Source organism: Allolucifera butyrica (genome assembly GCF_900476375.1).
GTDB lineage: Bacteria > Bacillota > Negativicutes > Sporomusales > UPPP01 > Lucifera > Lucifera butyrica.
In genome coordinates, this window is record NZ_UPPP01000083.1 from 68,643 (window position 1) to 94,965 (window position 26,323).

The window sequence follows — 26,323 nt, forward strand, 5'->3', positions numbered from 1 at the left end:
CATTTTGTCTGCTTTTATTCACACTACAGTGTATTCTCCGTCTAATAAATTGTCACAAACGATAACACAAAAAAGACTGGTATCTTTTGTTACCAGTCTTAATTCAGAAAGAGACGCCGACAGATATATACAGAAGAGACAAAACCGACCAGATCTCCGATCAAACCTACTAGCACGGAATAGCGCGGATTGCGGATGCCAACAGCGCCAAAATAAACAGTAAGGATGTAGAACGTCGTATCCGTACTTCCCATCAGGGTAGAAGCAATGCGCCCGGTTAGGGAGTCGGCCCCATACCGGTTCAAAATCTCGGTGGTTAATCCCAGTGCCCCCGTCCCGGACAGGGGACGGATAATCGCCAGCGGGATAAGATCCGGCGGCACACCCACTGACTGAAGCACCGGTTTTAGGGCCGCAATGAAAACATCCATTGCTCCCGAGGCTCGAAAAATGTTAACCGCCACCATCATGGCCACCAAAAACGGCAAAATCCGGATTGCCGTCTGAAACCCTTCGGCAGCCCCTTCAACAAATTTTTCATACACGTTCACTTTGTTAAGAAAGCCAACACTGGGAATAATTAGCAGCAGCACCGGAATCGCCCAGGCAGATAATTGTTTACAAAAGTCGGCAAACATACCTTACCTCCTCGTCCTATCCCCCCAAATTGCCCGGCAAAAACGGTCGGCCAAAATAACACAAACCGTGGCGGTCAGACTCACAATCAGCGTAGGCCCTACAATTTCCGCCGGGCTTATGGATCCGGCCGCAGACCGCAACGCAATCACCGTTGCCGGAACTAACGTAAAGCCGGTCGTACACAGCGCCAATAAAGTGCACATCGCATCAGAGGCAGTATCTTTGCTCCTATTCAATTTTTGTAATTCCTGCATGGACTTTATGCCTAAAGGAGTCACCGCATTCCCCAGCCCTAACAGATTGGCACTCAGGGTTAACAAAATGGCTCCCATGGCCGGATGCTTTTTCGGCACGCTGGGAAATAAGAAGCGGATAACCGGACTCAATAGAAAAGAAAGAAAACGGACAATCCCGGCCGCTTCGGCAATTTTCATCATACCTAACCATAAACACATGATGCCAACCAGTTTAAAAACAAGATTCACGGCACTCTCCGCCGCCTGAATGGCGCTTTGCGTAACGAGTTCCATCCGTCCGTGCCAGGCGGCGTAAAGTATGCCGATGCTCATCAACAACAGCCAGATAAGATTAATCATGCGCTCTCATCACCCCTTACGAAGGTATGACGCAAGCGATGACCCTAGAACTGTTCCGGTGGACAATTACGCAAAATTACGGATAAAGAAAGTTAAAACACTCCACAGCGAGCCCCAAAACAGATTAAAAAAAGACTTTTTTTCCACCGACCGGGTGGCAACTAAATCGGTTGAGGCTACCTCCCTGTCTTTATACATTGTTTTTACAACCCCGATCTTTTCTCCGGCCGTAACCGGAGCTGCTATATGTTCGGGAGCTTCAATCACGGTATGATACTGGTCTTTGTCACCGTCGGACACAGGAACCGTTAAAGAAGCATCGGCGGCCAGGGATAGGACGGTACTCTTGCCATTATCGACCCGGATCGTTTTCATGATGTCGCCTTTATTTAATAAAGTAAGCGGTTTCACTTGCGAAAACCCATAATTCAATAAGGCGATGGAGTCATCCCACATCTGGTCGCTATCCAGAACGACGGCGATTAATTGCAGATTATCCCGCTTGGCGGCGGATACCAGACAAGGACCGGCAACTTCCGTATAACCGGTTTTCACGCCGTTGGCGCCGTTATACAGCCATAACATTTTATTTTCGTTATACAAATCCCGGTCATGGTCTTTGCCGGCCCAGGGAATAATTTTATGCTTGGTGCTCACGATTTGAGCAAACATCGGCACGTTAGTATACCCATACGCCGCAATCCGGGCTAAATCATGGGCGGTTGTATAATGATTCGGGTCAGGCAATCCGCTGGAATTAACAAAGTTCGTATTCACGGCGCCAATCGCATGGGCCTTTTCTGTCATTAATCTGGCAAAATTCGGAACCGAGCCGGCAATGTTCTCCGCCACGTCTACCGTGGCATCATTACCGGAAATCAGCATCATTCCATAGAGTAAATCCAGCAGCTTCAGTTGCTCTCCCGCTGAAAGGGACAACGAGGAGCCTTCTGTACTTGCCGCATTCTTACTGGCCGTCACGGTCCCGTTCAAATTTCCTTTCTCCAGGGCGATAATCAAGGTCATTATCTTGGTCGTGCTTGCCGGATAATGGCGTTGTTCCGCATTTTTGGCGTATAAGACCCGCCCGGTGGTTGCATCAATAACAATAGCCGATTTTGCGGTAATTTCAGGCACCCCTCCGTATACCAAACCCATTTGGCAAAAAAGCAAAACGGATACCATGCTTAAAATCAACACAAACTTTTTGCTCATAAAATAGTTCCTTTCCGTCTTATGTATAGTTGGACCAATCACTATTATATATTTGTTTTTAGCAATCGTCAAAAAAGTTACATCAATCAAGCGGAAATGGAAATAATACTAAACAAACTTAAGGAGGTGACGAAATTGGAAGTTGTCGATGTAAAAACCGCTTTACGTACTACATTAACTCAAAAACAGGAGCTCGTTCGGGACTATCAGACTTTTGCCACACAGATTAACGATACCGAGGTTGCCAAAATGTTCAAACATTTTGCCGAAGCCGAAGCATTACATGCTACCCAAATTAAGGACAGATTAAATAAATTACAATAGCTTCAGTCCATTTATATGTAAAAAACCGCACCTTAATGTGCGGTTTTTTATTGGGATCGGAAAGTATAACTTTTCGGATTGTTTCTAAATATCGCCTTCTCCTTTTAAAATGCCGAAAAGTAAAATACTTTCCTTCCACTTAAAGACCCTTTGGGTCTTTCTTGTGTAAATTCAATAAGTATGTTCAGCTTGGGTTTCGGCTGTTTTAGCCAATTCTTCCATTGGGTTTTGTTTCATATTCAACATGCCTTGTATTTTGTCCAACACCTGCGGCACTAAATCAATAACGCGGTCAAAAATGACATTACTTTCCACCGGCATAAACCGGATGCCGTTTTTTGACGAGCACACCAAAAAACCTACCGGTTTAACGCTTACGCCGGCGCCGCTGCCGCCGCCGAACGGATGCAGTGAATCCGAATCCTTCACTTCTTCCGGTTCATAATCGCCGCCGCCGGCGGCAAATCCGAAGGTTACTTTGGAAATCGGTACAATCACTGTTCCATCGGAAGTTTCTACGGCATCGCCAACAATGGTATTCACATCAACCATCCCCTTGATGCTTTCCATTGCTGTCTTCATCAGCCCCTGGATCGGATGTTCGGCCATCCACTACCACCACCTTGCCGTTCATTAATCATTCGTAATGTTGCATTAATAAGATTACCCAGCTTGATACTGAATATACATCGGAAGTCAACTCGGAATTGAACCTCACCAAAGAATGGAGCCACCCGTATTTCCGGTGGCTGCCGGAAATGAAACCGCTCCCTCAGGTTGGTTACTAACAGCCCCTTCAGCATCCAGATGATACCATAAAAAAATGCCGTCAGGGCGGAATCTCCCAGACCATACGCCGTACGCCACTCTAATTTTTCGCACTGCATGGACTGCATTATATTTTTCATAAATTGATTATACATGCGGGTATAATATTGTACGATGCGGACACTGTCATAAAATTTGTCAGGGTCTTTCACGCTTTTGTGGACAAACCGTTTTTCCCGCTCCACATGGGTTGTTATTTTTTCTTCCCCGCTATGGACTTCCGTTTCTAGCCAGGGCAACATTCCCTGCGTAATTTGCAGCAGGGGAACTTGCAAGGAGTAGAGCACTATTTTTTTATAGGTATATACCTCAATTAACAGATAATCATCCGCAGCCTGCCTCTTATACTGCAGCTTAATATACAGGGTAATCCGGGAAATAAAATAGGAGACTAGTATCCAGGCTGCTATTCCGGACAGCCAAACGTTCATAATTGCCGCCTCGTTCCTGACTGATCCCACAGATCTAAGATTATTCTGGATAAATCCCTCCCCGGCTATACAAAAAGAGTGACTAAAAGGCTAGCGCTTTTTAGTCACTCTCTGTCAGAAATTGACTTAAGTCAGGTAAATCCTGCAAAGTTTTCAAGCCGAAGCATTGGAGAAATTGATTGGTTGTTCCATACAAAATGGGACGGCCAATCGCCTCTTTGCGGCCGACTTCCTTAATCAGGCCCCGTTCAAGCAGCATGGAAAGGAGTTTATCCACCTGAACGCCCCGTAAATTTTCAATTTCCTGCCGGGTAATAGGCTGTTTAAAGGCAATAATGGATAACGTTTCCATGGCAGCAACGGACAAGCGAACTTGATGGACTTTAGCCAGTTTTTCAACAATTGCGGCTAATTCCGGCTTTGTACACAGTTGATAACCGCCGGCAACTTCGATCACGGTGAGACCGCGTTTTTCGCCCTCCATTTCCTTCTTTAACGTTTCGACCAGCAGGGGTATATGCTCTTCATCAATTTCCAAAATCTGAGCCAGTTGGGATGCCGTTAACGCATCCCCGCTGGTAAACAGCAAGGCTTCAATATGACCTTTTAAATGTTCATAAAACACGAAGCCCGTCACTCCTTTAACTCCATATAAATGGGCGCAAAGTTATGCTGCTGATAAATGGTTATCCGTTTTAAGCGGATCAGCTCCAGCAAAGCCAAAAAAGTGGCGATCATTTCGGAACGGCTGCCGGTCCGCATGATGGCTTGACTAAATTCGAGACGCCCTTTTAATTTATGCAATAAGTGGAGTATATCCTGCATCTTATCCTGAACACTGATTTCTTCCCTGTCAATCACGGCGAAGTCATCGCTGCCGCTTTCCCAAACTGCAAGAAACGCTTTGATTAGCTCATCAATTTTTAATCCTTCCGGCAAAGCATATTGGGTCGGCAAAATTTGCATCTGCCGGGTAAAATAGCGTTCCTGTTTCTGTTTCATTTCATCAAGCATGGAGGCAAGCTGCTTAATTTTGCGATATTCCAGCAATTTGTCCACCAGTTCCTGCCGCGGATCTTCATCCTCTGACGTCTCATCTGCCCGTACCGGTTTCGGCAGCAGCATGCGGGACTTGATTTGTAATAAAGTAGCCGCCATTACCAGGAACTCACTGGCAATATCAATGTTGAATTTTTCCATATTAGACAAAAATTCCAGATATTGTTCGGTGATCCTGGCGATGGGAATATCATAAATATCAATTTGATCCTTCTCAATGAGATGCATTAATAAAGCCAACGGACCCTCAAAGGTATCTAATATGATCTTATAATCCGACATCTTTATGCCAAATGCATGGCCGCACGGACTTCTTCCATTGTCATCGCGGCAACCTTGCGGGCCCGTTCCGCGCCATACGCCAGAATCTCCCTGACCCGTTCCGGATTGGCCTCCAGGTTTTGCCGCCGCTGATGAATATCAGCCAGCGCCGACACCATGTTCTCTGCCAGTCTCTTTTTGCAATCGACACAACCGATATTGGCCTGCCGGCAATCCCCCGCAATTCGTTCCAATTGACCCGCACTATAAAATTTGTGAAATGTATAGGCCGTACAGACATCGGGATTCCCCGGGTCCGACCGTTTTATCCGCTGCGGGTCCGTTACCATTAGGCGAACCCGGGCCCGAAGCTCATCCGGACCGGCGGCAAAAGGGATTTCATTTCCATAGGACTTGCTCATTTTCCGTCCGTCAATACCGGGCAATACTTTGGCCTGGCTTAAATAAGGCATTGGTTCCGGAAAAATAAGCCGCTGCGGGCTGTATAGGTAATTAAAACGCCGTACAATCTCCCGCGCCAATTCCAGATGCGGCACCTGGTCTTCCCCCACCGGAACGGTATCCGCTTTGTATAATAAAATATCGGCGGTCATTAATTCCGGATATCCCAAAAAACCATAGGTATTAATTTCTTTTCCCTGCTCACCCAGTTGCTGGAGTTTGTCTTTATAGGTCGGCACTCTTTCCAGCCAGGACAACGGTGTGATCATCGACAGCAGCAGATGCAGTTCCGCATGTTCCTTTACCTGAGACTGAACAAAAATTACATTTTGTTCCGGATCCAATCCGGCACTCAGCCAATCCAGCGCCATATTGTAAATATGCTCCGGCAGCTTGCCTGTATCTTCATACGTCGAGGTTAATGCATGCAAATCAACAATACTAAAAAAACATTCATAGTCATTCTGCAGCTTTACCCAGTTCTCCAAAGCTCCGAGATAGTTTCCTAAATGAAACTTGCCCGAGGGCTGCATGCCGCTAAAAATTCGTCCTTTCATATTTACATCTCCCTTTGCTAAAAAATAAGCATGACAATATGATTTATAATCCCGGAAAGAGCCATTTCCAGCGGATAAGTAACCGCGCCAATCACACCGATATAAACTAAGCCCATCAAAATAAACGGTCCATAGGGTTCAATCCGTTCAAACGTATACGCCTGACGTCCGGGCAATAAACTGCTGAGAATTTTTGATCCGTCCAGCGGCGGCAGCGGAATAAGGTTAAATATGGCTAATATAATATTATAACTATATGTTAACCATAAAACTTTTATCCAGGCACCGGTCAGCAACTGCAACTTTGCCATCAAAGCAATGACTAAAGCAGTCACTAAAGCCATCAAGACATTAGAACCTGGTCCGGCCAGAGAAACCAGCAATACGCCGCGGCGGCCATCGGAAAAATTATGTGGATTAATCGGGACCGGCTTGGCCCAGCCAAACCGGAACAGCCAAAGCATAATCAAGCCGATAGGATCCAAATGGGCTACCGGATTTAGGGTCAACCGGCCTGCATAGCGGGGTGTCGGGTCCCCCATGGCAACCGCTGCCCGGGCATGACCATATTCATGAACGGTCAAGGCAATTAATAATGCCGGAATCCGGAAAATCATATCTGCATCAAAACCAAACACGCTTTTTCCTCCCAAGTGCTATAGATTCTCAAATAAATAGACAACCTTGTCTTACTTTTCTTAGCGCCTCATCTTTATTATTTTGGCACATTATATCAATCTACGCAAGTTTTTAATCGTAGAAAATCACCGTTACATCCGGCTTTTCTTACTTTAAAAGAATAAATTAAAGACAGGTTGCAAAAGCTATGATAGAAGAACTAGCCGGATTTAAGGGGGTATTGGCGTGAAACAAAAAAAGCACTGGGTAATTTGTCTCTTGCTATTTCTTTTGTTAGTTTTTATCGCCGGCTGCAGTCTGCATGCCCCGGTGAAAAAACCCGATATCGGTCCTGCCGGCAAACCGCCGGAATCGAAACCAAATCCGCCATTTGCAGAACGTTTCTGGTCGCCGCCGGGCCAGCTATATGATCTGGAGACTACGGCCGGGGTCGTGTTTGAAGGAATTCAGAAAGCCGATTGGTCGCAGGTCCAGTCAGGACTGACCAATTTACAGACTATCTGGCGGGAGGCAAAACCGGTCATCGGCGAAAAAAAAGGTGTAAAACAGGCGGACGAAGCGTTGGAAAAGTTAGTCCATTCCGTTGACGGACAACAAACTACCGCCACTTATAAAAATCTCAATTCGTTTATGAGCAGCATCAGTGAGATTGGTAAATCCTATAAACTTTCTCCTTTATCGGATATTATCACTATTGATAATGTCATTCGAGACGTCAGTTTCTATACGGAAAGCAACAACTGGAGCAAATCGGCTTCGAAAGTAAAATCATTGGAAGATACCTGGGGCTCGCTAAAAACCAATATGGAGAAAGTAGGAATCTTAGGGGAAATCACCAAATCTCATTCATTCATTCAACAACTTAAGGATGCTGTAAATGCTGAAAATGAGGGCGGCGTAAAGGAACAAATTACCAATCTTAACGAAAGTATGGGAAAAATACGCAATTTTTATCATGGCAAATAAGAAAGACCGCTGACGCGGTCTTTCGGCTTGTGGCTCAGAGCGCTGAGCGCAAAAACCCATCGGAAACTCATTTGGGGGGCAGCCAACCCCGGCCGAAGGATCGTCTTGTCATAAGCGGAGGTAAAACGATGTTTAAAACAATCCGGTCCGTACTTAAGTTTACGGAACCGGATTATTGATTTTATAGCTCCTGTTCAATGCCATTGCGTTTCAGTATTTCTTCAATCGCTCTTCGCGTAACCGGCGCCCCCCGGCTTAAATCATCAGCCTTGTCCATTTTTCCTACATCACCGACACCGATGATGACCGGTACATCGACATGATTAAGAACGTCAACCGTATCCCCGCAAACAAGCGGTTCTCCCGCTTCCGTTTCACCATATTTATTTACTGCCGAATCGACTAGTTTTCCTTGATTATTAATACAGGCATCCGCTTTAATCCCGTTGATGTGAGTTGTATTGGACGCTACGGCTACGGCACCTAATACTTCAATATCGGGATGGGCGGCAACATATTCCATAGCCTGTTCACCTTTTCCCTTATCCCTCCGTCCCCGGTCATCAAACATAACCAATACAGGGTCATACTGCACCTCCTTTAACAAGTGAACGATCTCTTCACCGCTAATGGGGGTGGGATTTCCCGCCGAAGCAGATATACAACGCAACCCAAGTGACCCGGCAATTTCTTCTATCACTCGCTGAGCAACGCGGTCACCATCAGTAACCAAAATCACCCTTACTTTTTCCGGCACAGTATCACCTCTCACTGTTGTTTTTCTTTGCCCAGCAAATTGCTGATTTTATTGGCAACCCGTTCACTCTCCCGGATTACTTGTTTCAATTTATTAAGACTGGTTTCCAATTCATTGGCCAGTTCATATTGCGCCTGGGATATAATTTGCGTCATATTTTTCATGGAAGGATTGGAATCGGCCGATTTTTGCTTATCCGGCGCCTGGGAAGGATTATTATTCATTGTTTGTTGTCCTGTTCCCTGGAGTAATGTGCTAAATACCGATTTCAATTCTTCGGCAATCGCATTATTATTGTTGCTGTTATTCGTACTATTGTTCATTTGATCTGTACTATTTGTACTATCAGGTGCTTGCATTCCCTGACTATTGTCCTGTTCTCCCCCACCGCCGGCGGATTGGTCACCCGTCTTGTTACCCTTAGGGACGGAACCTTTCATTTGCTGTTGCATTCCTTGCAATTGACTGCTGATTTCAGATAAAGCCTGCAAAATCTTTTCTTCATGATCCGTTCGGGAACCATCGGTGATCTTGGCCTGCGCTTCGACAAAACCCTTAGCCATATCAGCAATCATATTTTCCGTCCGCACATTCGTTGTACGGCTATTACTATGCTGACTACCATGGGATACGTCACTCCCGTATTCTTCGTCATACCGCCTGTCGTAGTTACGGTTTCCTTTGAAAGTGTGCCTTGTCATGCAATTACCTCCACCTAAAAAAGGGTCTTCAGATTAAATAAAATTGATAAAACAGCAAACCGTAGATTAATTACCGCGAAAGGATGTTTTAAAACAGCGAACGGATTGAACAGGGCGGCGGTTTTTTCATATTCCACTCCGCCAACGGTCGCGCTGACAATATAGTTAGCCAGGGGACCGCTGAAGATGACCAGTAATGCACTCATATTTCCTTGTAAATTATGAACGGTTGTGGCCCCAAAAGCTCCTGCCGCTGTAACCGATTCGACCTGTCCCTGCAAAAAAAATGCCATGGTCATTCTGCCTATTTCGTGTATCAGCGAAGCCAAAAAAACATAGGGCAAATAACGGAGACCAATTAAAGAGGCCGTGATTATCAAACCGATTATATCAATTGCCAGCATATTTCACCTTATCCTTTAGGATCGAACAGCACCGCCATAAAAAAGCCGAATACGATGGCAGCCATAATTCCGGCGGCTGTACCCTTTAACCCTCCGGTAAATATTCCGATAAAACCATTTTGTTTAACCTCTTCAATCGTACCGGCAACCAGGGAATGACCGAACCCGGGCAGCGGCACGGTTGCACCGGCGCCACCAATATCTATCAGTGGCTGGTATAGGCCAAGTCCGCTTAATATACCGCCTAATACGACAAATAAAACTAGCACATGCGCCGGCGTAAGCGGAGTCAGGTCCATTAGTAATTGCCCGATTACACAAATCATTCCGCCGATAACAAACGCCATCAGGTAAGATTGCACTAAAATCCTCCTTGTCTTAACCAGAAGATGAATCCCGTGATAAAAGCAGTGACTAAGCCATAAACCAAGACAGGACCGGCAATAACAAACATTTTGGCGCCAATACCAAACACATATCCCTCCCGTTTGAATTCCATAGCCGGGGCAACAATCGAATTCGCGAATCCGGTAATAGGAACGATAGATCCTGCCCCGGCTCTTTTACCCAATTCATCATAAACGCCGATTCCCGTAAAAAAGGCACCCAGAAAAACCATCACGGCACTCGTGGCCGCCGCTACCTCTTTCTTCCCCATTCCTAAAATCAGAAAATAATTTTGTACCCATTGTCCTAAAATACAGATTAGCCCACCTACGGTAAAGGCCCAAAATACATTTTTCAGTAAGGGCGGTTTCGGTTTTACCCGGTTAAATTTATCTTGATATTGTTGTATGTCCTGTTGTTGCTTTTTGTCCGGCATGTTTCCACCTCCCGTCAGTTATTATTTATTGTGACCACTCCGGCCATAAATAATGCAAAAAAGACCGTTTAGGGCGCTCCTTCTTGCGGTAATTGGGAATTTGGTAATTGGATTTTAGAAAGATCTTCCATTGTAAAAAAAGAGTGCCTTAGCGGCACTCTTGGCTGTTAGTATAAAATTAATGGACATGAAAAGCGACTTTAACGTCAGCCTTGTACTCGGCAATCCGCCCATTATCAATATTTGCCGTAAAATTGGTAACCTCAACACCCACAATATCATCCAAAGTTTTGGACGCTTCAACAACCGCATTATCCACAGCATCCGTCCAGTTATGCCGGGATGTACCGACTAATTCAATGACTTTTACTACCATTTTTCAGACCCCCTTAGTAAGGTTATTATTTTTTTAGTAGTTTGCACAAAATCCGGATAGTTTATGCCGGTTGATTTTACTCTTTTGGATTCAATGCAGGACAAATAAACAGTAAAACCTGTTTAGCCCGCATGGGTGCCTTTTTAGGTACATCCTCCCAGTAATAAAAGAGAGCCATTGTACTCGTTAAGGCAACCAAACAAACCGCTAAGAGAATTATGAAAATTTTCCTGTTAGCCATATTCTTTCACCTCTCACGCCGAGTACTAAGCACTAGTATTCCCTTTTGCAAAAAAAACAGACCTCCTTTTTGCATTTACGAGGTCTGCAGATATTCTCTGATTGTCTTTAAGGCGTTTTTTTCAATACGCGACACCTGCACTTGCGACAGGCCAATCACAGCAGCAATTTCCGCCTGGGTCCGGTCTTCAAAAAACCGCAGCTGAATTACCGTACGTTCTTTTGGCGGCAGCCGCGATATAACTTCTTCAAGGGCTAACTTTTCAATATAGACCGTATCCTGGCCGTCGCTATGCTTAATCTGGTCCATCAATAATAACGGATCCCCCTGAGCGTGAAAAACCTGTTCATAAAGAGATGCCGTTGGTTGAACCGCTTCAAGGGCCGATACGATCTCCTGCGGCGCCAAGGCTAATTCTTGGGCAATTTCGGTAATTGTAGGGTCGCGGCCTAATTCTCCCTGCAATTTCTCCTGTATCCGGTGAACCCGGTAAGCCAATTCCTTGACCGGCCTGCTTACCTTGATTGGATTGTCATCCCGCATATACCGCCGGATTTCACCAATAATCATCGGAACCGCATAGGTGGAGAATTTAACACTAAACTGGGAATCAAACCGTTCGATTGCCTTCATCAGACCAATACAGCCGATCTGGAATAAATCATCCCATTCATATCCCCGGTTGGTAAAACGATATACAATACTTCGCACCAAATTCAGGTTATTCTCTAAAATAATTTCGTTTGCTTTTTTATCGCCGTTATGGGCGCGTTGAATTAATTCTTTAAATTCTTCCTCTCCCAGCATGAGCATCCCACCTAATGCACTTTAGTAATCATTTTGCCCATTTTAACCGTTGTGCCTTGTCCCACACCAGACTTTACGTCCAGCTCATCCATAAAGGATTCCATAAAAACAAATCCCAGTCCCATACGCTCCGGATCGGTCGAAAATGCAGGCTGCCGGGCTAAGGCGATATCGGCAATCCCCTTACCGTAATCAATAATTAAGCACTCCAATTTCTCCTCATACAATGTCATTTCAAACTGAATCTGTCCATCCTGATGGCCATAGCCGTGAATAATCGCGTTAGATATTGCCTCTGAGACCGCCACTTTAATTTCTTCAATTTCACTTAAGGTAAAATCAGCCTGAGCGGCAAATGCAGCAGCGGTGATTCTGGCAATACCAACATTTTCGCTGCAACTTATAAAGGACATGGTCATTTTATTTTTTATTGCCATTGGCGCTCCCTCCTCATACTCTTTCCAAGGCATCACTCTCTGTTGCGTACAACTTCATAATTTTCAGCAGTCCGGACAATTCGAAAATTCGTTCTACCTGCGGTTGAAGCTGGACGGCACCCATTTTACCGCCTAATAAATTTAATTTTTTATAACGACCTAAAATCACACCTAGACCGGAACTGTCAATAAAAGAAACCCCCTCTAAATTGAGCAGCATGTTGGTAACTCCCGTCTTTTCCAGCGCGTCGTCAACCACTTTCCGGAATTCATCGGCCACATGCATGTCCAATTCCCCTGCAATATTTACAATTAATACTCCTCTTCTTACCGCCGTAGTAATTTGCAACCATTTTTCCTCCTTTTCAATGCTAGTCAACTTTATATTCTGTTTCAGGAAAAATTTTCCTGCCGATTAAAATAAAAAAAACGGGTTAAAACCCGTTTCCTAAAGAATTTATCGATTTATGCTAAATAGCTCATAAAACATATTGCTAATAATTTGGCCAAACCCAATGCGGGGGACCGTTTTGGCCGCAACCAGATCGACCTTATCGACTTCTTTCCCATCTTTTTCAATAATCAATTCCCCGCACTTCTGGCCTTCGGCTACCGGTGCGTTAACCGCCGGCCCGGCGACGAATCTCTTTTGGATGGCTTTATTTTGACCTTTGGCCAGTAACAAGGTAATATCTTTCGCGGCAATTAGTTGTACTTCCTTTTCCGTCCCGTTATTTACTTTCATTTTTTCTACCGGGGAGCCTTTTTCCACCACCGGCGCCGCGATATAATTGGCAAACCCCCAATCCATTAATTTCATACTTTCCCGCAGATGGGACCGGGGTTCAGGGGTTGCAAAAACAACAGCAATCAACCGCAGTCCGTCCCGCTTGGCCGTACCGGCAAAACAATATTTTGCTTCTTCGGTCCAGCCCGTTTTTAATCCATCCGCCCCTTTATACCACCATAATAATTTATTGGTATTGACCAGCCAGTTTTTCCCGTTACGCAGCCAGGTTTCTTTAATACCGCATAATTCCATATATAATGGATGCTTTATTGCTTCTTTGACGATTAAAGCCGTATCATATGCGCTCAGATAATGTCCGGCAACAGGCAATCCATTCACGTTGGCAAAATGGGTATTCTTTAAACCAAGATCGGCTGCTCGTTGATTCATGGCATCAACAGCCGCTTGTTCAGAACCGTATATATGTTCCATAAGCGCGACAGCCGCATCATTAGCGCTTACTACGGCAATGGCCGTCATCAATTCTTTGACGGTCATTCGTTCACCCGGTTCCAGCCATATTTGTGAACCACCTTGCCGCCAGGCATTTTCACTGGTAGAAACTTCGTCCGTCAATTTAATTTTCCCCTGTTCTACGGCTTCCACCGCCAGCAATAAGGTCATTGATTTTGTTACACTGGCCGGAGGCAATGGCTGATGGGCGTTTTTCTCAAATAATACGGTACCGTTTCCATCCATTAAAACAGCTGACTGGGCCGTAGTTTCCAGTTTCGTTGCCGTAATCTTCCCATCGGCAGCGTTAGCGTTGGCACCAAACAGTAAAAATAAAATGAGCGGCGTGATTAACGCCGTTGCAACGATTACTTTGCACAGTCGGCGCATGAATAACACTCCTTTCTTTTTATTTTTAGCTTCTCCAACAAACTAACATCTACTCTGGAAATATAGAACAGAACCGGCTGATATCAGCCGGTTCTGTTCTATATTTAAACATATTAAGCGCGGGGATGGGTTTTATCATAAACTTCCTTTAAGCGGTTTTTGGTAACGTGCGTATAAATTTGCGTCGTTGAAATATCCGCATGTCCCAGCATTTCTTGTACCGAGCGCAAGTCGGCGCCATTTTCCAAAAGATGGGTAGCAAAGGAATGACGCAGTGTGTGGGGGGTTATTTCTTTCATAATATTAGCCTCCTGGGCATATTTCTTAATAATTTTCCAAAAACCCTGACGGGTCAGCCGGTTGCCATGATGGTTGACAAACAAGGCCGGTTCTTCATACGTCCTTATTAGCTTTTGCCGGCCCTTGGTAATATAATCCTGAACACATCTCGCCGCAATGGAACCTAACGGCACAATCCGTTCCTTGGCTCCCTTGCCGTAACATTTAATATATCCCATATCTAAATTCACATCGGAAATATTTAAAGAGATCAGTTCCGAAACCCGGATACCGGTTGCATAGAGCAATTCCAGCATGGCTTTATCCCGAAGGCCTGTAGGAAATAAACCATTTGGCTGCTTAAGCAGCTCTTCTACTTCACCAATTGTAAGAATTTTGGGCAATTTTTTTTCCAGCTTGGGTGATTCAAGATTGGCGGCCGGGTCTTTTTCTACATAATGTTCTCTGACAAGATATTGATAAAAGGATTTAATTGCCGCCAGGTTGCGAGATATGGTGGAAACCGCCCGTCCTTTTGACTGAAGGTTGCTTAAATAGCTGAGAATAGTATTACGGTTCGAGTCTTTAAGCAAATCTATTTGACTGCTTTGCAAATAGATTTGAAACTGACGCAGGTCCCTTCCATACGATTCTAAGGTATTTTGGGCTAATCCACGTTCAACCGAAAGATAGTTAATAAATTCGTTAACATAACTTTCCATCTCTACCACCCTTTTATTCCCATTTTCTCGTCGAAAAGTTTACAGTAATTTATATTTTACTGCTTAATTCCACACTAAAATACTTTTTTCCTTTGTTTTCCTAGCTAAAATTCGCGAAAAATATAATTTCTTTGTTAACTAACATGATCATTCATTAATTGTACCCGTAAAGGACGCTCCAGTAATTGCTCCTGGCGCAATTTTTCTTCCAATGCGGGATACCAAAACAAGGTCAGCAGCTTAGGCAATACATAAAGTACCAACAAGACCAGGACCATAACTTTCAGATATAACTGAGACCGCTTAATAATCCTACGCAAAGATACACTGGTTATCATCGTCTTCCACTTCCTACATTGCTTAACTTAATATCATACATATTCCTTTACCTAGCAGTTTATTCGTATAAAAAAAGTCAAGACTGCTGAAATTTTTACAGTCCTGACCCTATTCCTTTAATAGTAAACTGGCAAGCATTTTCATGAATACAGGCGAAACATAGACTTCAATTACCGACGCCAACACCATTAAAGCCAGCATCCCCGCACACAAAACCGTATAAGTAACCGTCTCATATAACAAATTGATTCTTCCCTGGAGCTTATGACGCACCAGCAATAAAGAAAAACTGGTTGCCGCTACACCGGTTACCAGAACTGCGGGAACGGCCAAAAAATTATGCGGCAATACGGAAGCTAAGGCAAAGACCAGTCCCCGTACAATGTATTCGTTCACTAAAAAACCAACTGTGAATCCAATAACAAAGCCACGGGTAAACACGATAAACAGAACAGCCGGCAGGCCAATAACGGTAAAACCCAAAATCCACATCAATCCCACAGACTTTAGATTATTATATAAAACAGAACTAAACATAGTAGCATTATTGGGTGCCGCCGGATTCTGGCTAAGTCCCTGAAAAAAGACCTGTAAATAACCGATCAGCTCATTTTTCGGCTCATCGGGCAGGCTTTTTGCCGCTAAGGCTCCTACGACAACGCCAATAATAAAGATTAAAATAATAAAAAAATAAGCAACTATATTCGACCGCAAATGATTTAAGATGCATTGCCGAAAATAACCCAGCATTTGTTTTCCTCCCTGCATGTACCTGTTACAATGTATGCTCCATAAACTAGGGTTATTCCTTTACCGGGTTCTTTTTGCGTTCCAGCTTTCCATAAATTCCGCCGCCGCCGGCAACAATAGCTGCACTCCCTGAACGGGCCGCCGCAATATGGCGGGCTACCCCCTCACCTGCCACGGCAGCAATTGCCTCATAGTCGGCATAATGAATCACATTCATTTCCGTCCCGAAAATAGCAAGTAATTTATCCAATGCCCTGGGTCCCAGCCCCGGTATGAATTCTAAGGGGATTTGATAATGATACGGTGGCCGGTTGGCGGGATGCCGGGGAAGGGAAAAATCAGCAATCTGATGAATCCGGTTAAGAACTCCCCGGGTAATCTTTTTACTGCCGCACTCCGGGCAAAATGATATCCCTGCCCCGCCGCCTTGAAAACCGCAAGCATTGCAAAATGTATGATGATATTTTCCCAATCGCGGATCCAGTCCGTAATTGGCGACAACACTGCGGCCATTTCGAACGGTTAAAGCAGCCCGGCATTCTGCAAAGTCCGGCCGGGCCAAATTCATCACATTGTACTCCCGGGCTATTTTGGCCAAAGAATGAGCATCCGAATCCGATACGAAGGTAAAGGACTGCAATTCTTCAATCCGGTCCGCCATGTCGCTGTCTGCACTAAGGCCGAGTTCCACGGCGGCTATCTTTTGCATTTCTTTATCTGACAAAATAGTGGCCATCCTGGCCGTGCAGGCGCCATACAGGCCCTTGAAGGGAGTAAACACATGGGCCGGAATAATTACGGCCTCGAATAACCCGCCGGCAATATGAATCAGTTTGCTTAAAGGCATATGCGCATTTTGCGAACTTAAATTAATATTCCGGATAAATTGCGCCATGTATTCGGAAAATGACTTCATGCTATTTAAATCGGGCAAAAAAATGAGTGTATGGGATAGTCCGCCGTCTTCTTCCGCCGTTTCAATTTCAGCCCCTAACAGCAAAGAAATCTTGTTTTCAAAGCAATAACCGCCACCGGTATAAGGAACAAGCTTTCCTTCCTCAATCAACCGTTCTATGTCGGAGATTACCAAAGGGGACAACGCGTCAACAATGCCCAGCAGATGCAGTCCCTTTTGCCGCGCCGCCTTCTCCAGAATATTACGGACCGTCAACAGCCGGGATGTTGGTATCTTTACCCATTTGCCGCATTCGGTCATCCCCACATGTACGTGTAAATCGACAAAGTAGTGCTTCACAGCGTGATTCCCGCCAGCATCAACCCGACTATGGTTTTAGCGTCCGTAATCGTACCGTCGCTGATCATTTCCCGCACTGCGTCCCGGGAGTATAGTTCAACATTTAAAAATTCATCCTCGTCCGGATGCTGCTGCGTCGACCGCAGTTCCCGGGCGACAAAAATATGAATGATTTCATTGCTGAAGCCGGGAGTGGTTTCAATGCTGGTCAGTCTTTGCATTATAGCGGCGACGTAACCGGTCTCTTCCTCTAATTCTCTATGTGCACAGGTATCGGGACTCTCACCGGCATCCAGTTTGCCCGCCGGGATTTCCAATAATAATTTGCCTACGGCGTGGCGATATTGGCGCACTAGAACAATCTCTCCCGCAGCGGTCACCGGAACGATTGCGACCGCTCCCGGATGCTCAATGACCTCCCGCGTGGCCGGCTTACCATTCGGTAAAACGACCGAATCCAGCCGCAGCGTTAAAATCTTACCGGAAAATATTTTTTTCGACTCCACAAACCGTTCTTCCAAATTGATCTGTTCCATTCCCTTTTCTCCTCATACTCATATATTTTTAATTATTCCATATACGGATAATGCGTATACCGCTCCAACAATAACACAGGATATTTGGTAGTAATTTCCTGCTGCAGCCACTGCGGAATCACCACCCTCATAATGGGTATTCCCGTCTTTTCCACCACCTTTTCTACGAGAGAAATACCGGCGTAAATATGCTCTGCCGTAGTTTCCGCCGCCAAATTGGCATTACTGATTAAACCCGAAATAGATATACGGGCCGTCTTTTGAATCCGGTCTATGGCCGCTACGATATCTTCCACGGTTTGACTAAACGGACGGTATATATTAATAACCATCATGGCAGCATAGGAAACTTCCGCCAGTTGACGCTGAAACCGGCCTAAAACGATTGCCGCTTCGCTGCCGCCGACATCAATAACAACCTGATAATCCTCGTCATACAACAATTGATTCAATTCGGAGGGCAACACGGGTAAATCGGCATTGGCTAAGCGGTTATCCGCCGCGCTCACCCGGATATGCTGTTGTTCCAATAAATCCCGGTTTTCCCGGGTTCGAAAATAGGGTTTGACTAAATCCATATCAACAATGGCCGTCTTAAAGCCAGCCCGCTTTAATTGCACCGCATAATTCACGGACACTTCCGTTTTGCCGCTGCCGAACTCACCGACAAAAACGGCAATCCGTTTCTGCCCTGCTAATTGCTCTTGCATATCCATTTCTGCCTCCTAGTCATATTCACGGGCCGTCTCCTCCTGCCGCAACACACGTAAAGTTCCCTCCACCAGTGCCATGAGTTCGTCTTCCCCAGGATAGACAAGTACTTTACCTAAATAATCGACTCGTTTGGTAATCCAGCCGGTTAACAATTGGGAATGAGCCAGTCCGCCGGTCAAAACAATCGCATCTACGTCTCCGCTCACCACTGTGGCCATAGCGCCGATCTCTTTTGCCACCTGATAAGCCATGGCCTCATAAATTAAGGCCGCCTGCCTGTCACCGGCTGCTATTCTTGCTTCAATTTCCCGGCCGTCACTTGTCCCCAAATGGGCAACTAAGCCACCGTTTCCGATCAGTTTTTTTTGCATTTCCGCCAAGCTATATACACCGGCATAACACAATTTTACCAAATCACCGGTGGGCACGGCCCCGGCTCTTTCGGGTGAAAATGGCCCTGATTCATTCGGATTGGCTACATCAATCATTTTCCCCTGCGATTGAACCCCGACGGAAATACCGCCGCCAAGATGGACCATGATCATGGTTAATCGCTCATAACTCACTTTCAGCTCTATTGCCGCCCGGTGGGCAGCCGCTTTAAGGTTTAGAGCATGGAACAAGCTGCGGCGGCTTATCTCCGGTACACCGGTAATTTTCGCCAACGGTTCCATCTCATCAACACTGACCGGATCAACAATAAAAGCCGGAATGCCGGCTTTGTCAGCAATACCGCGGGCAATTAAGCCACCCAGATTGGAAGCGTGCTGGGTCTGAATTCCTTTTCGCAAATCTTCACACATCCGGTCATTTACCAGGTATGTACCGCCGGCTATTGGTTTTAAGGGTCCTCCCCGGCCAACAACAGCAGCCAATTCCCGAATATCTACGTTTTGTTCCCTTAGTGTTTTTTCGACCATGTTCAGGCGAAAATCATACTGATGATTGATCTCGGCAAACTGGGACAGTTCCGCCCGCTCATGCCGGATCGTCTGTTCATAAAGACATTGTTCATCGGCAAATAGGCCGATCTTTGTCGAGGTTGAACCGGGATTTACCGCTAAAATCTTAAATTGTTTATGCACGTAGGCCCCTCCTGTAATCTCTTTAGTTAGTTTATTCATTTTACAAGGACAAAATCCTTCTATGAGAAAAACCGCTAACGCGGTTTTCCGGCTCGGGGCGCAGGGCTCGGGGCGCAGGGCTCGGGGCGCAGGAAAAATCAGTTACAAAACGCTTGCCTAGCAGAAAAATACTAATGGCTTTTTCGTAGAAAAAAGCCGCCTGCATAAACAGGTGGCTTAATTTTAAGAGAAAATTGCTTCAGACGAGTTCTTCCACGCCCTGAGCCTTGCGTATGGATAAAGACTATGCCCCTATGATTTCGGACTGGTTTCCCCGCGCTCTGAGCCCTGCGCCATGAACCAAAAGACCGCGCAGCGGTTCTTCTTGTTATGCTCTCATTTCCATTCTCAATTTATCGGCAATCATAGCCATAAATTCAGAGTTGGTGGGCTTCCCCTTATCCAACTTTACGGTATAACCAAAAATCCGGTTAATCATTTCCACATTACCGCGTCCCCAGGCCACTTCAATGGCATGCCGGATGGCCCGCTCGACGCGGCTCGGCGTGGTGGAATATTTTTCCGCAATCATAGGATAAAGAACTTTCGTAACCGCCCCGAGTAATTCCACTTCATTAATAATCATCATAATTGCATCTCTTAAATACTGATAACCTTTAATATGGGCAGGAATGCCGATTTCCCGGATAATATTGGTCACTTCCACATCAATCGGACGGGCCTTTATGGCCTGGGCTACAATCGGCCGCTGGGCAGTAATCGTACTGGCCAGTTGCCGTATGCGATTCACAAGCACTTCCATATTAAAAGGTTTTAAAATATAATAGTCCGCCCCCAGTTCCACTACCCGCTGCGTTATACTTTCCTGGCCGAATGCAGTCAGCATAATGATTTTCGGGCGCTTGCCGGTAAAGGCATTAATCCGCTCCAAGACACCGAGACCATCGAGATGGGGCATTATAATATCGAGAATAACGACATCCGGTTTTTTCTCTTCTACAAGCGTGAGAATCTGTTCGCCATTATAAGCGACCCCTACTAAATCAATATCAGGCTGCTGCATAAGATACTCCTGCATAATACCGCAAAATTCCCTGTTATCATCAGCGATAGCAACCTTAATGGCATCCCTAATCATGTATAATCCTCCCTAAATTTTTATATGAAAATGGAATTCGACAAATCATCAGCATTTCCTTCCTTTCTTGGAAAAAAAATCCATATTTTGTATAATTATTTTTTATCAAGAAAGACCCAGGGGGTCTTTAAGCGGAAAGAATGTATTTTACTTTTCGGGAATCTAGGAAGAATGCCTTATCTATATAGAAATAACCCGAAAAGTTATACTTTCTGATCCAAAAAAAAACGACCGGAAAGTGTAAATAGCTTTCTGGCCGATTGTCTTTCTTTTTTGGGAATAATACCGCTTTCCATCAGCATCCAGTCAATAAAACAGCCGTATCCTTTGGTCGGGTCATGGACAAATACATGCGTCACCGCACCGACCAATTTATTATTTTGTAAAATCGGGCTGCCGCTCATTCCCTGTACAATCCCTCCTGTTTTAGCCAATAACCGCGGATCCGTAACTTTAATAACCAAACCTTTCCCTTCAGGGTATTCCTGCAAATTAACTTTTTCAATATCGATGGAGAATCTTTCGATCTTTTGGTTATCCACAACGGTCAACATTTCAGCAGGGCCCGTATGAACCTGACTCATCGAAGCAACACTAACACCATCACTGTACAATTCATTTTTCAAGGGAGTAAACATCTGGCCATATATGCCAAAAGGAGTATTTTTTTGAATATCTCCCAAAAGTTCGTTATCATCAATAAACGTCCCAATCTTTTCTCCCGGCTGCCCCCGCTTTCCCTGTTGAATACCGGATACGGTCGCCAATATAATTTTTCCCTGGTCACAATCAATCGGCTGATTGGTGTCACTATCCGTTATTATGTGCCCCAGCGCACCGTATATGCGGGAATGCGGATCATAAAAGGTTAATGTCCCTACACCTGCGGCACTGTCCCGCACAAACAGACCGATACGGAATCGTTTGGTATCGGAACACAATACCGGCGTAACATGCATTTGTAACTTTTGATTGCCGCGCTTAATTAATAAATCAACGGCATGATCCTTTTTACCATTCTCATCAATAATTTCCGCCACCTGCGTGTCGCTGTGAACCGGTGTACCGTTAATGCTTAGGATCACATCCCCGACGGAAACACCCGCCTCTTTGGCAGGCATGGCATATTGTCCGTTCGCCGTTGGTACCGGTGAATTACCCACCACAATAACTCCTTGCGAATGCAATATAACCCCAATCGAATGGCCGCCCGGTATCAGCTTGATTGGTGGCAGCACGTCCACCTCAACGCTTCGCAAGGGAATGATGCCTAAAAATTGAAATTTAATTTCCGTTTTACCAATTTTAACCGGTTCAAAAGAAACAGGCCGTGAAAAATCTTTTCCTGTAAAAAAATCTTTTACACCGCCTGCTTCTGCGCCATAATCCACTTTAATTGTCAGGGGAAACGAAACCGTTATTATAGCATTCTCGCCCTCGATAATCCGCATGTGGGAAGGAAGACTATAAATACTGCGAAACTGGGGCGAAAGACAAAATGCAACAATGAGTACAGCGATACCAATCCCAACAAAACGTTTACTAACTCTTGTCATATTTTTGCCATCACTCCCCGCCATTTATTTGGACTTTCCCAATCCGGGCAATTTTAATTGCCCAAAATTAAAGATGCCCGAAAATTCCGGGGATTATTCCGGCATATATAGTATTAATTGACTTGTATAGCGATTTTAAGCGGTTTCAGCCGTAATAATAGCGCAATCTTAAGATTGCGCTTTATTTTTCCATTTTTCTTTTTTTTGATACGCCTGCTCAATCATTTGCGCAGCGTTCTCAATTGCCAGTTGCGTAGTATTGGTGCCGGCGATCATCCGGGTTAATTCCAGCAACCGTTCCGGTTCATCCAGTTTTTTAATGACCGTACTGGTCCGGCCGTCCCCGGTCCGTTTTTCAATATAAATATGAGCATCGGCCATACAGGCCACGGCCGGTAAATGAGTGATACACAAAATCTGCCTGTTACCGGCCAAAAAGGCTATTTTTTCTCCCACCATCTGGGCCGTTCGTCCACCGATACCGGCATCCACTTCGTCAAAAACCATAGTAGTAATGTCATCCCGGTACGCTGCTACCGTCTTAATCGCCAAAGCAATCCGGGAAAGTTCCCCCCCGGATGCAATTCGCTGCAACGGCTTGGATTCTTCGCCTTCATTCGCGGAAAACCATACCGTGACTTCATCTCGCCCGATTGGCGTAAACTGCGAACTAAAAGCCAATTCAAATTTTACTTTAGCCTTCGTCATACCTAGATCCGCCAGATGAACCGAAATTTGCTGCGAAATTTCCCGGGCGGCACTCTGTCTGGTTTCACTTAGACGATTGACAATCTCATTGAGTGCATCTGTTTTTGCCGCCAGTTTCCGGGTTAAATCCGTTACCCGTTCATCCATGTTAGATAATTGCGAACATTCTTCCATTGCCTCATTATAATAAGCAAGAATTGAGTCAACACTTGCGCCATATTTTCGCTTTAAGCGGTGGATAAGGTCCAACCGTTCCTGCAATACGGCCAAACGGTCGGGATTAAATTCGACCGCCTCAACCTGCTCACGCAGTTCCAGACTAGCATCTTTCAATTGATATAAAATATCCGTTAAAAGGGCCACCTGCTTTTCCGTCTGGCTATCATACCGGGCAGCAAACTCCAATTCCCGTTTGACTTCCGACATAGCCGGAATAATACCGGCCATTCCTTTTCCGCCCTGATTCAGTAAATTGTAGCCGTTGTTTAGCGCATTAAGAATCTTTTCCGCATTGGCCAATCGTTTTATTTCATTTTCTAAGTCTTCTTCTTCATTTTTTTGTAGCTTTGCTGCCGCAATCTCATTCGTCTGCCAGGTCAACACGTCAAAACGCTGGGCCAGTTCCCGTGAACTCGTCTCAACACTGGCCAATTCATCTCTTAAATCCGACCATTCGCAATATAGCTGTCGATACTGCCCGGCAAGAATTTTACCCTCCGGCGTCCAGTTATCGAGCAGTAATAAATAATAATCGGACCGCAGCAATTCCTGATATTCATGCTGTCCCTGCATATCAATCAAAGTTCTGCCGATTTGGCGTAAACTATTCAGCGGAATCTGGCAACCATTTACGACGACGGAATTTTTACCGTTTCTGGTTATGCGCCGGCTGACAATCAGAATACCATCGTCCTCCATTACAATATTCTGTTCCTCAACTACTTTTTGCGTCTGCTTTTCCCGGGTTATATCAAAAACCGCTTCTACCTGTAAATAATCACAATGAGAACGTATTAGGTCGCTGGATGCCCGATTGCCCAAAAGAATACCCAGCGCGTCAATTAAAATGGATTTACCGGCGCCTGTTTCTCCGGTTAAGATATTAAGTCCGTGATCAAATTCGACGAAGGCGTGTTCAATAAGCGCAAAATTAGTTACCGTCAACGATTTAAGCACTTACATCCTCTCCCGTGTGAAACACTTATAGTAAAGCATGAAACTTGGCTACAACCTGCTCGGCTACTTCAACCGGCTTAACAGCCACGAAGATTGTATCATCCCCTGCCACCGTACCAAGCACTTCCGGCCATTTTACATAGTCGATCATAAAAGCGACGGCCTGAGCGGTACCGGGCAGTGTTTTTAAGACAATAATATTGCCGCTGAAATCAATTGATAAAACGGAATCCTGAAAGGTCCTCATCCTTGATTGCGCAAACGCTGCATTTTGTTCCGGTGGAAAAGCATAACGGTATTGTCCGTCCCCGATCGGCACTTTAATCAGCATCAATTCCTTAATATCTCTGGATACAGTGGCCTGAGTTACTTCAATTCCTTCTTTTTTCAACGCTTCAGCCAAGTCTTCCTGGGTATCAATAATTTGTTGTTCAATAATTTGTTTAATTTTAGCATGGCGCAGGCCTTTCACGAAATTCACTCCTTACTTTTTCTACTAAAAACATTACGGGTGGTTCGTGAGCCTGGTTAATCATGCTCCATGAACCCACGGCGAAGATAGGCGACGGTAAAACGGACAGATAGCGACGGACTGCCTCATGTTCCAGCTTGCCGGCAGCATGTCCGGGATAGGCCACAATGGAAATCAGCCCTCCCGCTTTGAGCTGCGTCAGCACGGCTTCCAAGGCCTGCAGCGTGGAATCGGCCTGGGTGGTATTCTGATGCGCTCCGCCCGGCAAATAGCCTAAATTGAACATAGCTACATCAATTGGTTGGCGGACATATAACGGCAGATTGGCATGGCTGTCCAGAATCAAACGAACCTTTTTTTCCTGCCCCTGCTCCTGTAAACAGGTTCGAGTCTTCTCCAGTGCCTCCTTTTGGATGTCAAAGGCCCATATGAGCGCGTCATCAGGACTATTGGCCGCTAAAAAGGCCGTATCCCGTCCGTTGCCGGCCGTCGCATCAACCATGCAGCCGGCAGTATATATCCGGGGTAACAGCACGTTATGGACCATATTGACGGCATTAGCGAATTTCATCATGATTTCCCCGCTGTAATTTGGTTCGTAGTCTTTCATAATAACTTTTTCCGTTCAAGCGTAAAAAACGGGCGGAAAAGTTTGAAGACCGAACGGCTACCTGCTCCTCCGGCAATAAATGATATACTTTTTGTCCATCCACAGTAAGTACGGCATCTTCATGGGTCGCCTGCACCTGGATCCGGATTTCCTCCTTGTCGGCAATAAGCAGGGACCGGGAATGAAGCGTATGAGGACAAATCGGAGTTAAGACCATTACCCGTAAGTTAGGATTTACAATCGGGCCGCCTGCCGACAAGGAATATCCCGTCGACCCCGTTGACGTGGCAACAATCAGACCATCTGCCGAATATTCCGCAGCTAATTCGCCGTCAATATAAAGCAGCAATTGAATCAGACGGGAAAAACCGCCTTTCGTCACGACAATATCATTCAAGGCCGAAGAAAAATACTGTTGCTCTTTGCCCTGGCGGATAATAAAGGAATCCAGCATTAATCTTTCCTCAATATGAAAGTCCCCCTGAATCAGTTTGTCCATGGCGTGTTCCAATTCGTCCGGTTCCACTTCCGTCAAAAACCCCAGTTGCCCTAAATTAATACCGCAGACCGGAACATTGCCGGGAGCAATTTCCCTGGCCGTATTTAGCAGTGTCCCGTCACCGCCAATTGTAATTCCTACGGAAATTTCGTTTTTCATTTTATCTCTGGGGCACCCCAGATCGGGAAACTGCATTTCCCGGGCACAATCGTCGGGAAGGAAAACAGGTATATTGTTTTTTTGCAAATATTGCACCAGCCGGCTAAGTACCGGCAGTACATTACTTTTTTTAGTATTTGGGTATACTCCAACCGTTAACAAACGACAA

The 26,323-nt window shown here is 45.3% G+C and carries 34 protein-coding genes; 2 read left to right on the forward strand and 32 right to left on the reverse strand.

The window, feature by feature from the left end; translation table 11 throughout:
* Positions 1–98: 98 nt before the first annotated feature.
* The 3 genes from LUCIF_RS15970 to LUCIF_RS15980 form a co-directional block, all read right to left on the reverse strand.
* Positions 99–638: a spore maturation protein gene (locus tag LUCIF_RS15970; protein WP_122628889.1), complete on the reverse strand. Its 540-nt coding sequence runs from the start codon at positions 636–638 to the stop codon at positions 99–101.
* A gap of 3 nt (positions 639–641) precedes the next feature.
* On the reverse strand, positions 642–1,235 hold the full coding sequence (locus LUCIF_RS15975) for a nucleoside recognition domain-containing protein (protein WP_122628890.1): 594 nt from the start codon (positions 1,233–1,235) through the stop codon (positions 642–644).
* A gap of 66 nt (positions 1,236–1,301) precedes the next feature.
* Positions 1,302–2,450, reverse strand: a complete 1,149-nt coding sequence (locus tag LUCIF_RS15980) for a D-alanyl-D-alanine carboxypeptidase family protein (protein WP_122628891.1) — start codon at positions 2,448–2,450, stop codon at positions 1,302–1,304.
* A gap of 135 nt (positions 2,451–2,585) precedes the next feature.
* On the opposite strand from LUCIF_RS15980, the gene LUCIF_RS15985 reads away from it, so the two are divergent.
* Positions 2,586–2,774 carry a ferritin family protein gene (locus tag LUCIF_RS15985; protein WP_122628892.1) on the forward strand — a complete coding sequence of 63 codons (189 nt, stop codon included), beginning with the start codon at positions 2,586–2,588 and terminating at the stop codon, positions 2,772–2,774.
* Positions 2,775–2,945: 171 nt separating this feature from the next.
* On the opposite strand, the gene ytfJ is transcribed toward LUCIF_RS15985, so the two are convergent.
* The 6 genes from ytfJ to LUCIF_RS16015 all read right to left on the reverse strand — a co-directional run bounded on the left by ytfJ (position 2,946) and on the right by LUCIF_RS16015 (position 7,010).
* Positions 2,946–3,383 carry a GerW family sporulation protein gene (gene ytfJ, locus LUCIF_RS15990; RefSeq protein WP_122628893.1) on the reverse strand — a complete coding sequence of 146 codons (438 nt, stop codon included), beginning with the start codon at positions 3,381–3,383 and terminating at the stop codon, positions 2,946–2,948.
* Positions 3,356–4,033, reverse strand: coding sequence for a DUF2953 domain-containing protein (locus LUCIF_RS15995; RefSeq protein ID WP_122628894.1), 678 nt, complete (start codon positions 4,031–4,033; stop codon positions 3,356–3,358). Before LUCIF_RS15995 ends, ytfJ begins: the two co-directional genes overlap by 28 nt.
* A 100-nt stretch (positions 4,034–4,133) precedes the next feature.
* Positions 4,134–4,658, reverse strand: a complete 525-nt coding sequence (gene scpB, locus LUCIF_RS16000; protein WP_122629077.1) for an SMC-Scp complex subunit ScpB — start codon at positions 4,656–4,658, stop codon at positions 4,134–4,136.
* Positions 4,659–4,666: 8 nt separating this feature from the next.
* Positions 4,667–5,374 carry a segregation and condensation protein A gene (locus LUCIF_RS16005; protein WP_122628895.1) on the reverse strand — a complete coding sequence of 236 codons (708 nt, stop codon included), beginning with the start codon at positions 5,372–5,374 and terminating at the stop codon, positions 4,667–4,669.
* 2 nt (positions 5,375–5,376) lie between these two features.
* Complete coding sequence (gene trpS / locus LUCIF_RS16010; RefSeq protein ID WP_122628896.1) at positions 5,377–6,372, reverse strand: tryptophan--tRNA ligase; 996 nt, start codon at positions 6,370–6,372, stop codon at positions 5,377–5,379.
* Between the two features lie 17 nt (positions 6,373–6,389).
* Entirely contained in the window at positions 6,390–7,010 is a 621-nt protein-coding gene (locus LUCIF_RS16015) for a site-2 protease family protein (RefSeq protein ID WP_122628897.1), read from the reverse strand.
* A gap of 226 nt (positions 7,011–7,236) precedes the next feature.
* Between LUCIF_RS16015 and LUCIF_RS16020 the strand changes: the two genes are divergently transcribed.
* Positions 7,237–7,977 carry a hypothetical protein gene (locus LUCIF_RS16020; RefSeq protein ID WP_122628898.1) on the forward strand — a complete coding sequence of 247 codons (741 nt, stop codon included), beginning with the start codon at positions 7,237–7,239 and terminating at the stop codon, positions 7,975–7,977.
* Between the two features lie 181 nt (positions 7,978–8,158).
* Here LUCIF_RS16020 and spoVAEA read toward each other — a convergent pair whose 3' ends face one another.
* The 23 genes from spoVAEA to LUCIF_RS16135 all read right to left on the reverse strand — a co-directional run bounded on the left by spoVAEA (position 8,159) and on the right by LUCIF_RS16135 (position 26,316).
* Positions 8,159–8,734 (reverse strand): stage V sporulation protein SpoVABEA, encoded by a 576-nt coding sequence (gene spoVAEA, locus LUCIF_RS16025; RefSeq protein ID WP_122628899.1) that lies wholly within the window; start codon positions 8,732–8,734, stop codon positions 8,159–8,161.
* 11 nt (positions 8,735–8,745) lie between these two features.
* Complete coding sequence (locus LUCIF_RS16030; protein ID WP_122628900.1) at positions 8,746–9,435, reverse strand: hypothetical protein; 690 nt, start codon at positions 9,433–9,435, stop codon at positions 8,746–8,748.
* Between the two features lie 14 nt (positions 9,436–9,449).
* Positions 9,450–9,839: a hypothetical protein gene (locus LUCIF_RS16035; RefSeq protein WP_122628901.1), complete on the reverse strand. Its 390-nt coding sequence runs from the start codon at positions 9,837–9,839 to the stop codon at positions 9,450–9,452.
* Between the two features lie 8 nt (positions 9,840–9,847).
* Positions 9,848–10,201, reverse strand: coding sequence for a stage V sporulation protein AE (gene spoVAE, locus LUCIF_RS16040; RefSeq protein ID WP_442405369.1), 354 nt, complete (start codon positions 10,199–10,201; stop codon positions 9,848–9,850).
* Complete coding sequence (spoVAC, locus tag LUCIF_RS16045) at positions 10,201–10,662, reverse strand: stage V sporulation protein AC (RefSeq protein WP_122628902.1); 462 nt, start codon at positions 10,660–10,662, stop codon at positions 10,201–10,203. Before spoVAC ends, spoVAE begins: the two co-directional genes overlap by 1 nt.
* A 178-nt stretch (positions 10,663–10,840) precedes the next feature.
* Positions 10,841–11,038 (reverse strand): dodecin family protein, encoded by a 198-nt coding sequence (locus LUCIF_RS16050; protein ID WP_122628903.1) that lies wholly within the window; start codon positions 11,036–11,038, stop codon positions 10,841–10,843.
* A gap of 316 nt (positions 11,039–11,354) precedes the next feature.
* Positions 11,355–12,086: an RNA polymerase sporulation sigma factor SigF gene (gene sigF, locus LUCIF_RS16055; protein WP_122628904.1), complete on the reverse strand. Its 732-nt coding sequence runs from the start codon at positions 12,084–12,086 to the stop codon at positions 11,355–11,357.
* Positions 12,087–12,097: 11 nt separating this feature from the next.
* Entirely contained in the window at positions 12,098–12,523 is a 426-nt protein-coding gene (spoIIAB, locus tag LUCIF_RS16060; protein ID WP_122628905.1) for an anti-sigma F factor, read from the reverse strand.
* A gap of 13 nt (positions 12,524–12,536) precedes the next feature.
* The gene (gene spoIIAA, locus LUCIF_RS16065; RefSeq protein WP_122628906.1) at positions 12,537–12,872 is read right to left on the reverse strand and encodes an anti-sigma F factor antagonist; all 336 of its coding nucleotides are present in this window, start codon (positions 12,870–12,872) and stop codon (positions 12,537–12,539) included.
* A gap of 108 nt (positions 12,873–12,980) precedes the next feature.
* Complete coding sequence (locus LUCIF_RS16070; RefSeq protein ID WP_122628907.1) at positions 12,981–14,156, reverse strand: D-alanyl-D-alanine carboxypeptidase family protein; 1,176 nt, start codon at positions 14,154–14,156, stop codon at positions 12,981–12,983.
* A 113-nt stretch (positions 14,157–14,269) separates the two neighbouring features.
* Entirely contained in the window at positions 14,270–15,157 is an 888-nt protein-coding gene (gene xerD / locus LUCIF_RS16075; RefSeq protein ID WP_122628908.1) for a site-specific tyrosine recombinase XerD, read from the reverse strand.
* Positions 15,158–15,291: 134 nt separating this feature from the next.
* On the reverse strand, positions 15,292–15,495 hold the full coding sequence (locus LUCIF_RS16080; protein WP_122628909.1) for a hypothetical protein: 204 nt from the start codon (positions 15,493–15,495) through the stop codon (positions 15,292–15,294).
* A gap of 109 nt (positions 15,496–15,604) precedes the next feature.
* A complete protein-coding gene (spoIIM, locus tag LUCIF_RS16085) occupies positions 15,605–16,246 on the reverse strand; it encodes a stage II sporulation protein M (protein WP_122628910.1) in 642 nt (213 codons plus the stop codon).
* Between the two features lie 52 nt (positions 16,247–16,298).
* Positions 16,299–17,501, reverse strand: coding sequence for an endonuclease Q family protein (locus tag LUCIF_RS16090; protein ID WP_122628911.1), 1,203 nt, complete (start codon positions 17,499–17,501; stop codon positions 16,299–16,301).
* A complete protein-coding gene (locus LUCIF_RS16095) occupies positions 17,498–18,037 on the reverse strand; it encodes an NUDIX domain-containing protein (RefSeq protein ID WP_122628912.1) in 540 nt (179 codons plus the stop codon). The genes LUCIF_RS16090 and LUCIF_RS16095 overlap by 4 nt, the downstream gene beginning before the upstream one ends.
* Before the next feature lie 32 nt (positions 18,038–18,069).
* The gene (locus LUCIF_RS16100; RefSeq protein WP_122628913.1) at positions 18,070–18,753 is read right to left on the reverse strand and encodes a nucleotide-binding protein; all 684 of its coding nucleotides are present in this window, start codon (positions 18,751–18,753) and stop codon (positions 18,070–18,072) included.
* Positions 18,754–18,762: 9 nt separating this feature from the next.
* Positions 18,763–19,836 carry a butyrate kinase gene (buk, locus tag LUCIF_RS16105; protein WP_122628914.1) on the reverse strand — a complete coding sequence of 358 codons (1,074 nt, stop codon included), beginning with the start codon at positions 19,834–19,836 and terminating at the stop codon, positions 18,763–18,765.
* A gap of 367 nt (positions 19,837–20,203) precedes the next feature.
* Entirely contained in the window at positions 20,204–20,974 is a 771-nt protein-coding gene (gene spo0A / locus LUCIF_RS16110) for a sporulation transcription factor Spo0A (protein ID WP_122628915.1), read from the reverse strand.
* Positions 20,975–21,177: 203 nt separating this feature from the next.
* The gene (spoIVB, locus tag LUCIF_RS16115; protein ID WP_122629079.1) at positions 21,178–22,530 is read right to left on the reverse strand and encodes a SpoIVB peptidase; all 1,353 of its coding nucleotides are present in this window, start codon (positions 22,528–22,530) and stop codon (positions 21,178–21,180) included.
* Positions 22,531–22,698: 168 nt separating this feature from the next.
* Complete coding sequence (gene recN / locus LUCIF_RS16120) at positions 22,699–24,414, reverse strand: DNA repair protein RecN (RefSeq protein WP_122628916.1); 1,716 nt, start codon at positions 24,412–24,414, stop codon at positions 22,699–22,701.
* A 25-nt stretch (positions 24,415–24,439) separates the two neighbouring features.
* Positions 24,440–24,886 (reverse strand): arginine repressor, encoded by a 447-nt coding sequence (argR, locus tag LUCIF_RS16125; protein ID WP_122628917.1) that lies wholly within the window; start codon positions 24,884–24,886, stop codon positions 24,440–24,442.
* Positions 24,864–25,460, reverse strand: a complete 597-nt coding sequence (mnmM, locus tag LUCIF_RS16130) for a tRNA 5-(aminomethyl)-2-thiouridylate-methyltransferase MnmM (RefSeq protein ID WP_122628918.1) — start codon at positions 25,458–25,460, stop codon at positions 24,864–24,866. Before mnmM ends, argR begins: the two co-directional genes overlap by 23 nt.
* Positions 25,444–26,316: an NAD(+)/NADH kinase gene (locus LUCIF_RS16135; RefSeq protein WP_122628919.1), complete on the reverse strand. Its 873-nt coding sequence runs from the start codon at positions 26,314–26,316 to the stop codon at positions 25,444–25,446. Before LUCIF_RS16135 ends, mnmM begins: the two co-directional genes overlap by 17 nt.
* Positions 26,317–26,323 lie beyond the last annotated feature (7 nt).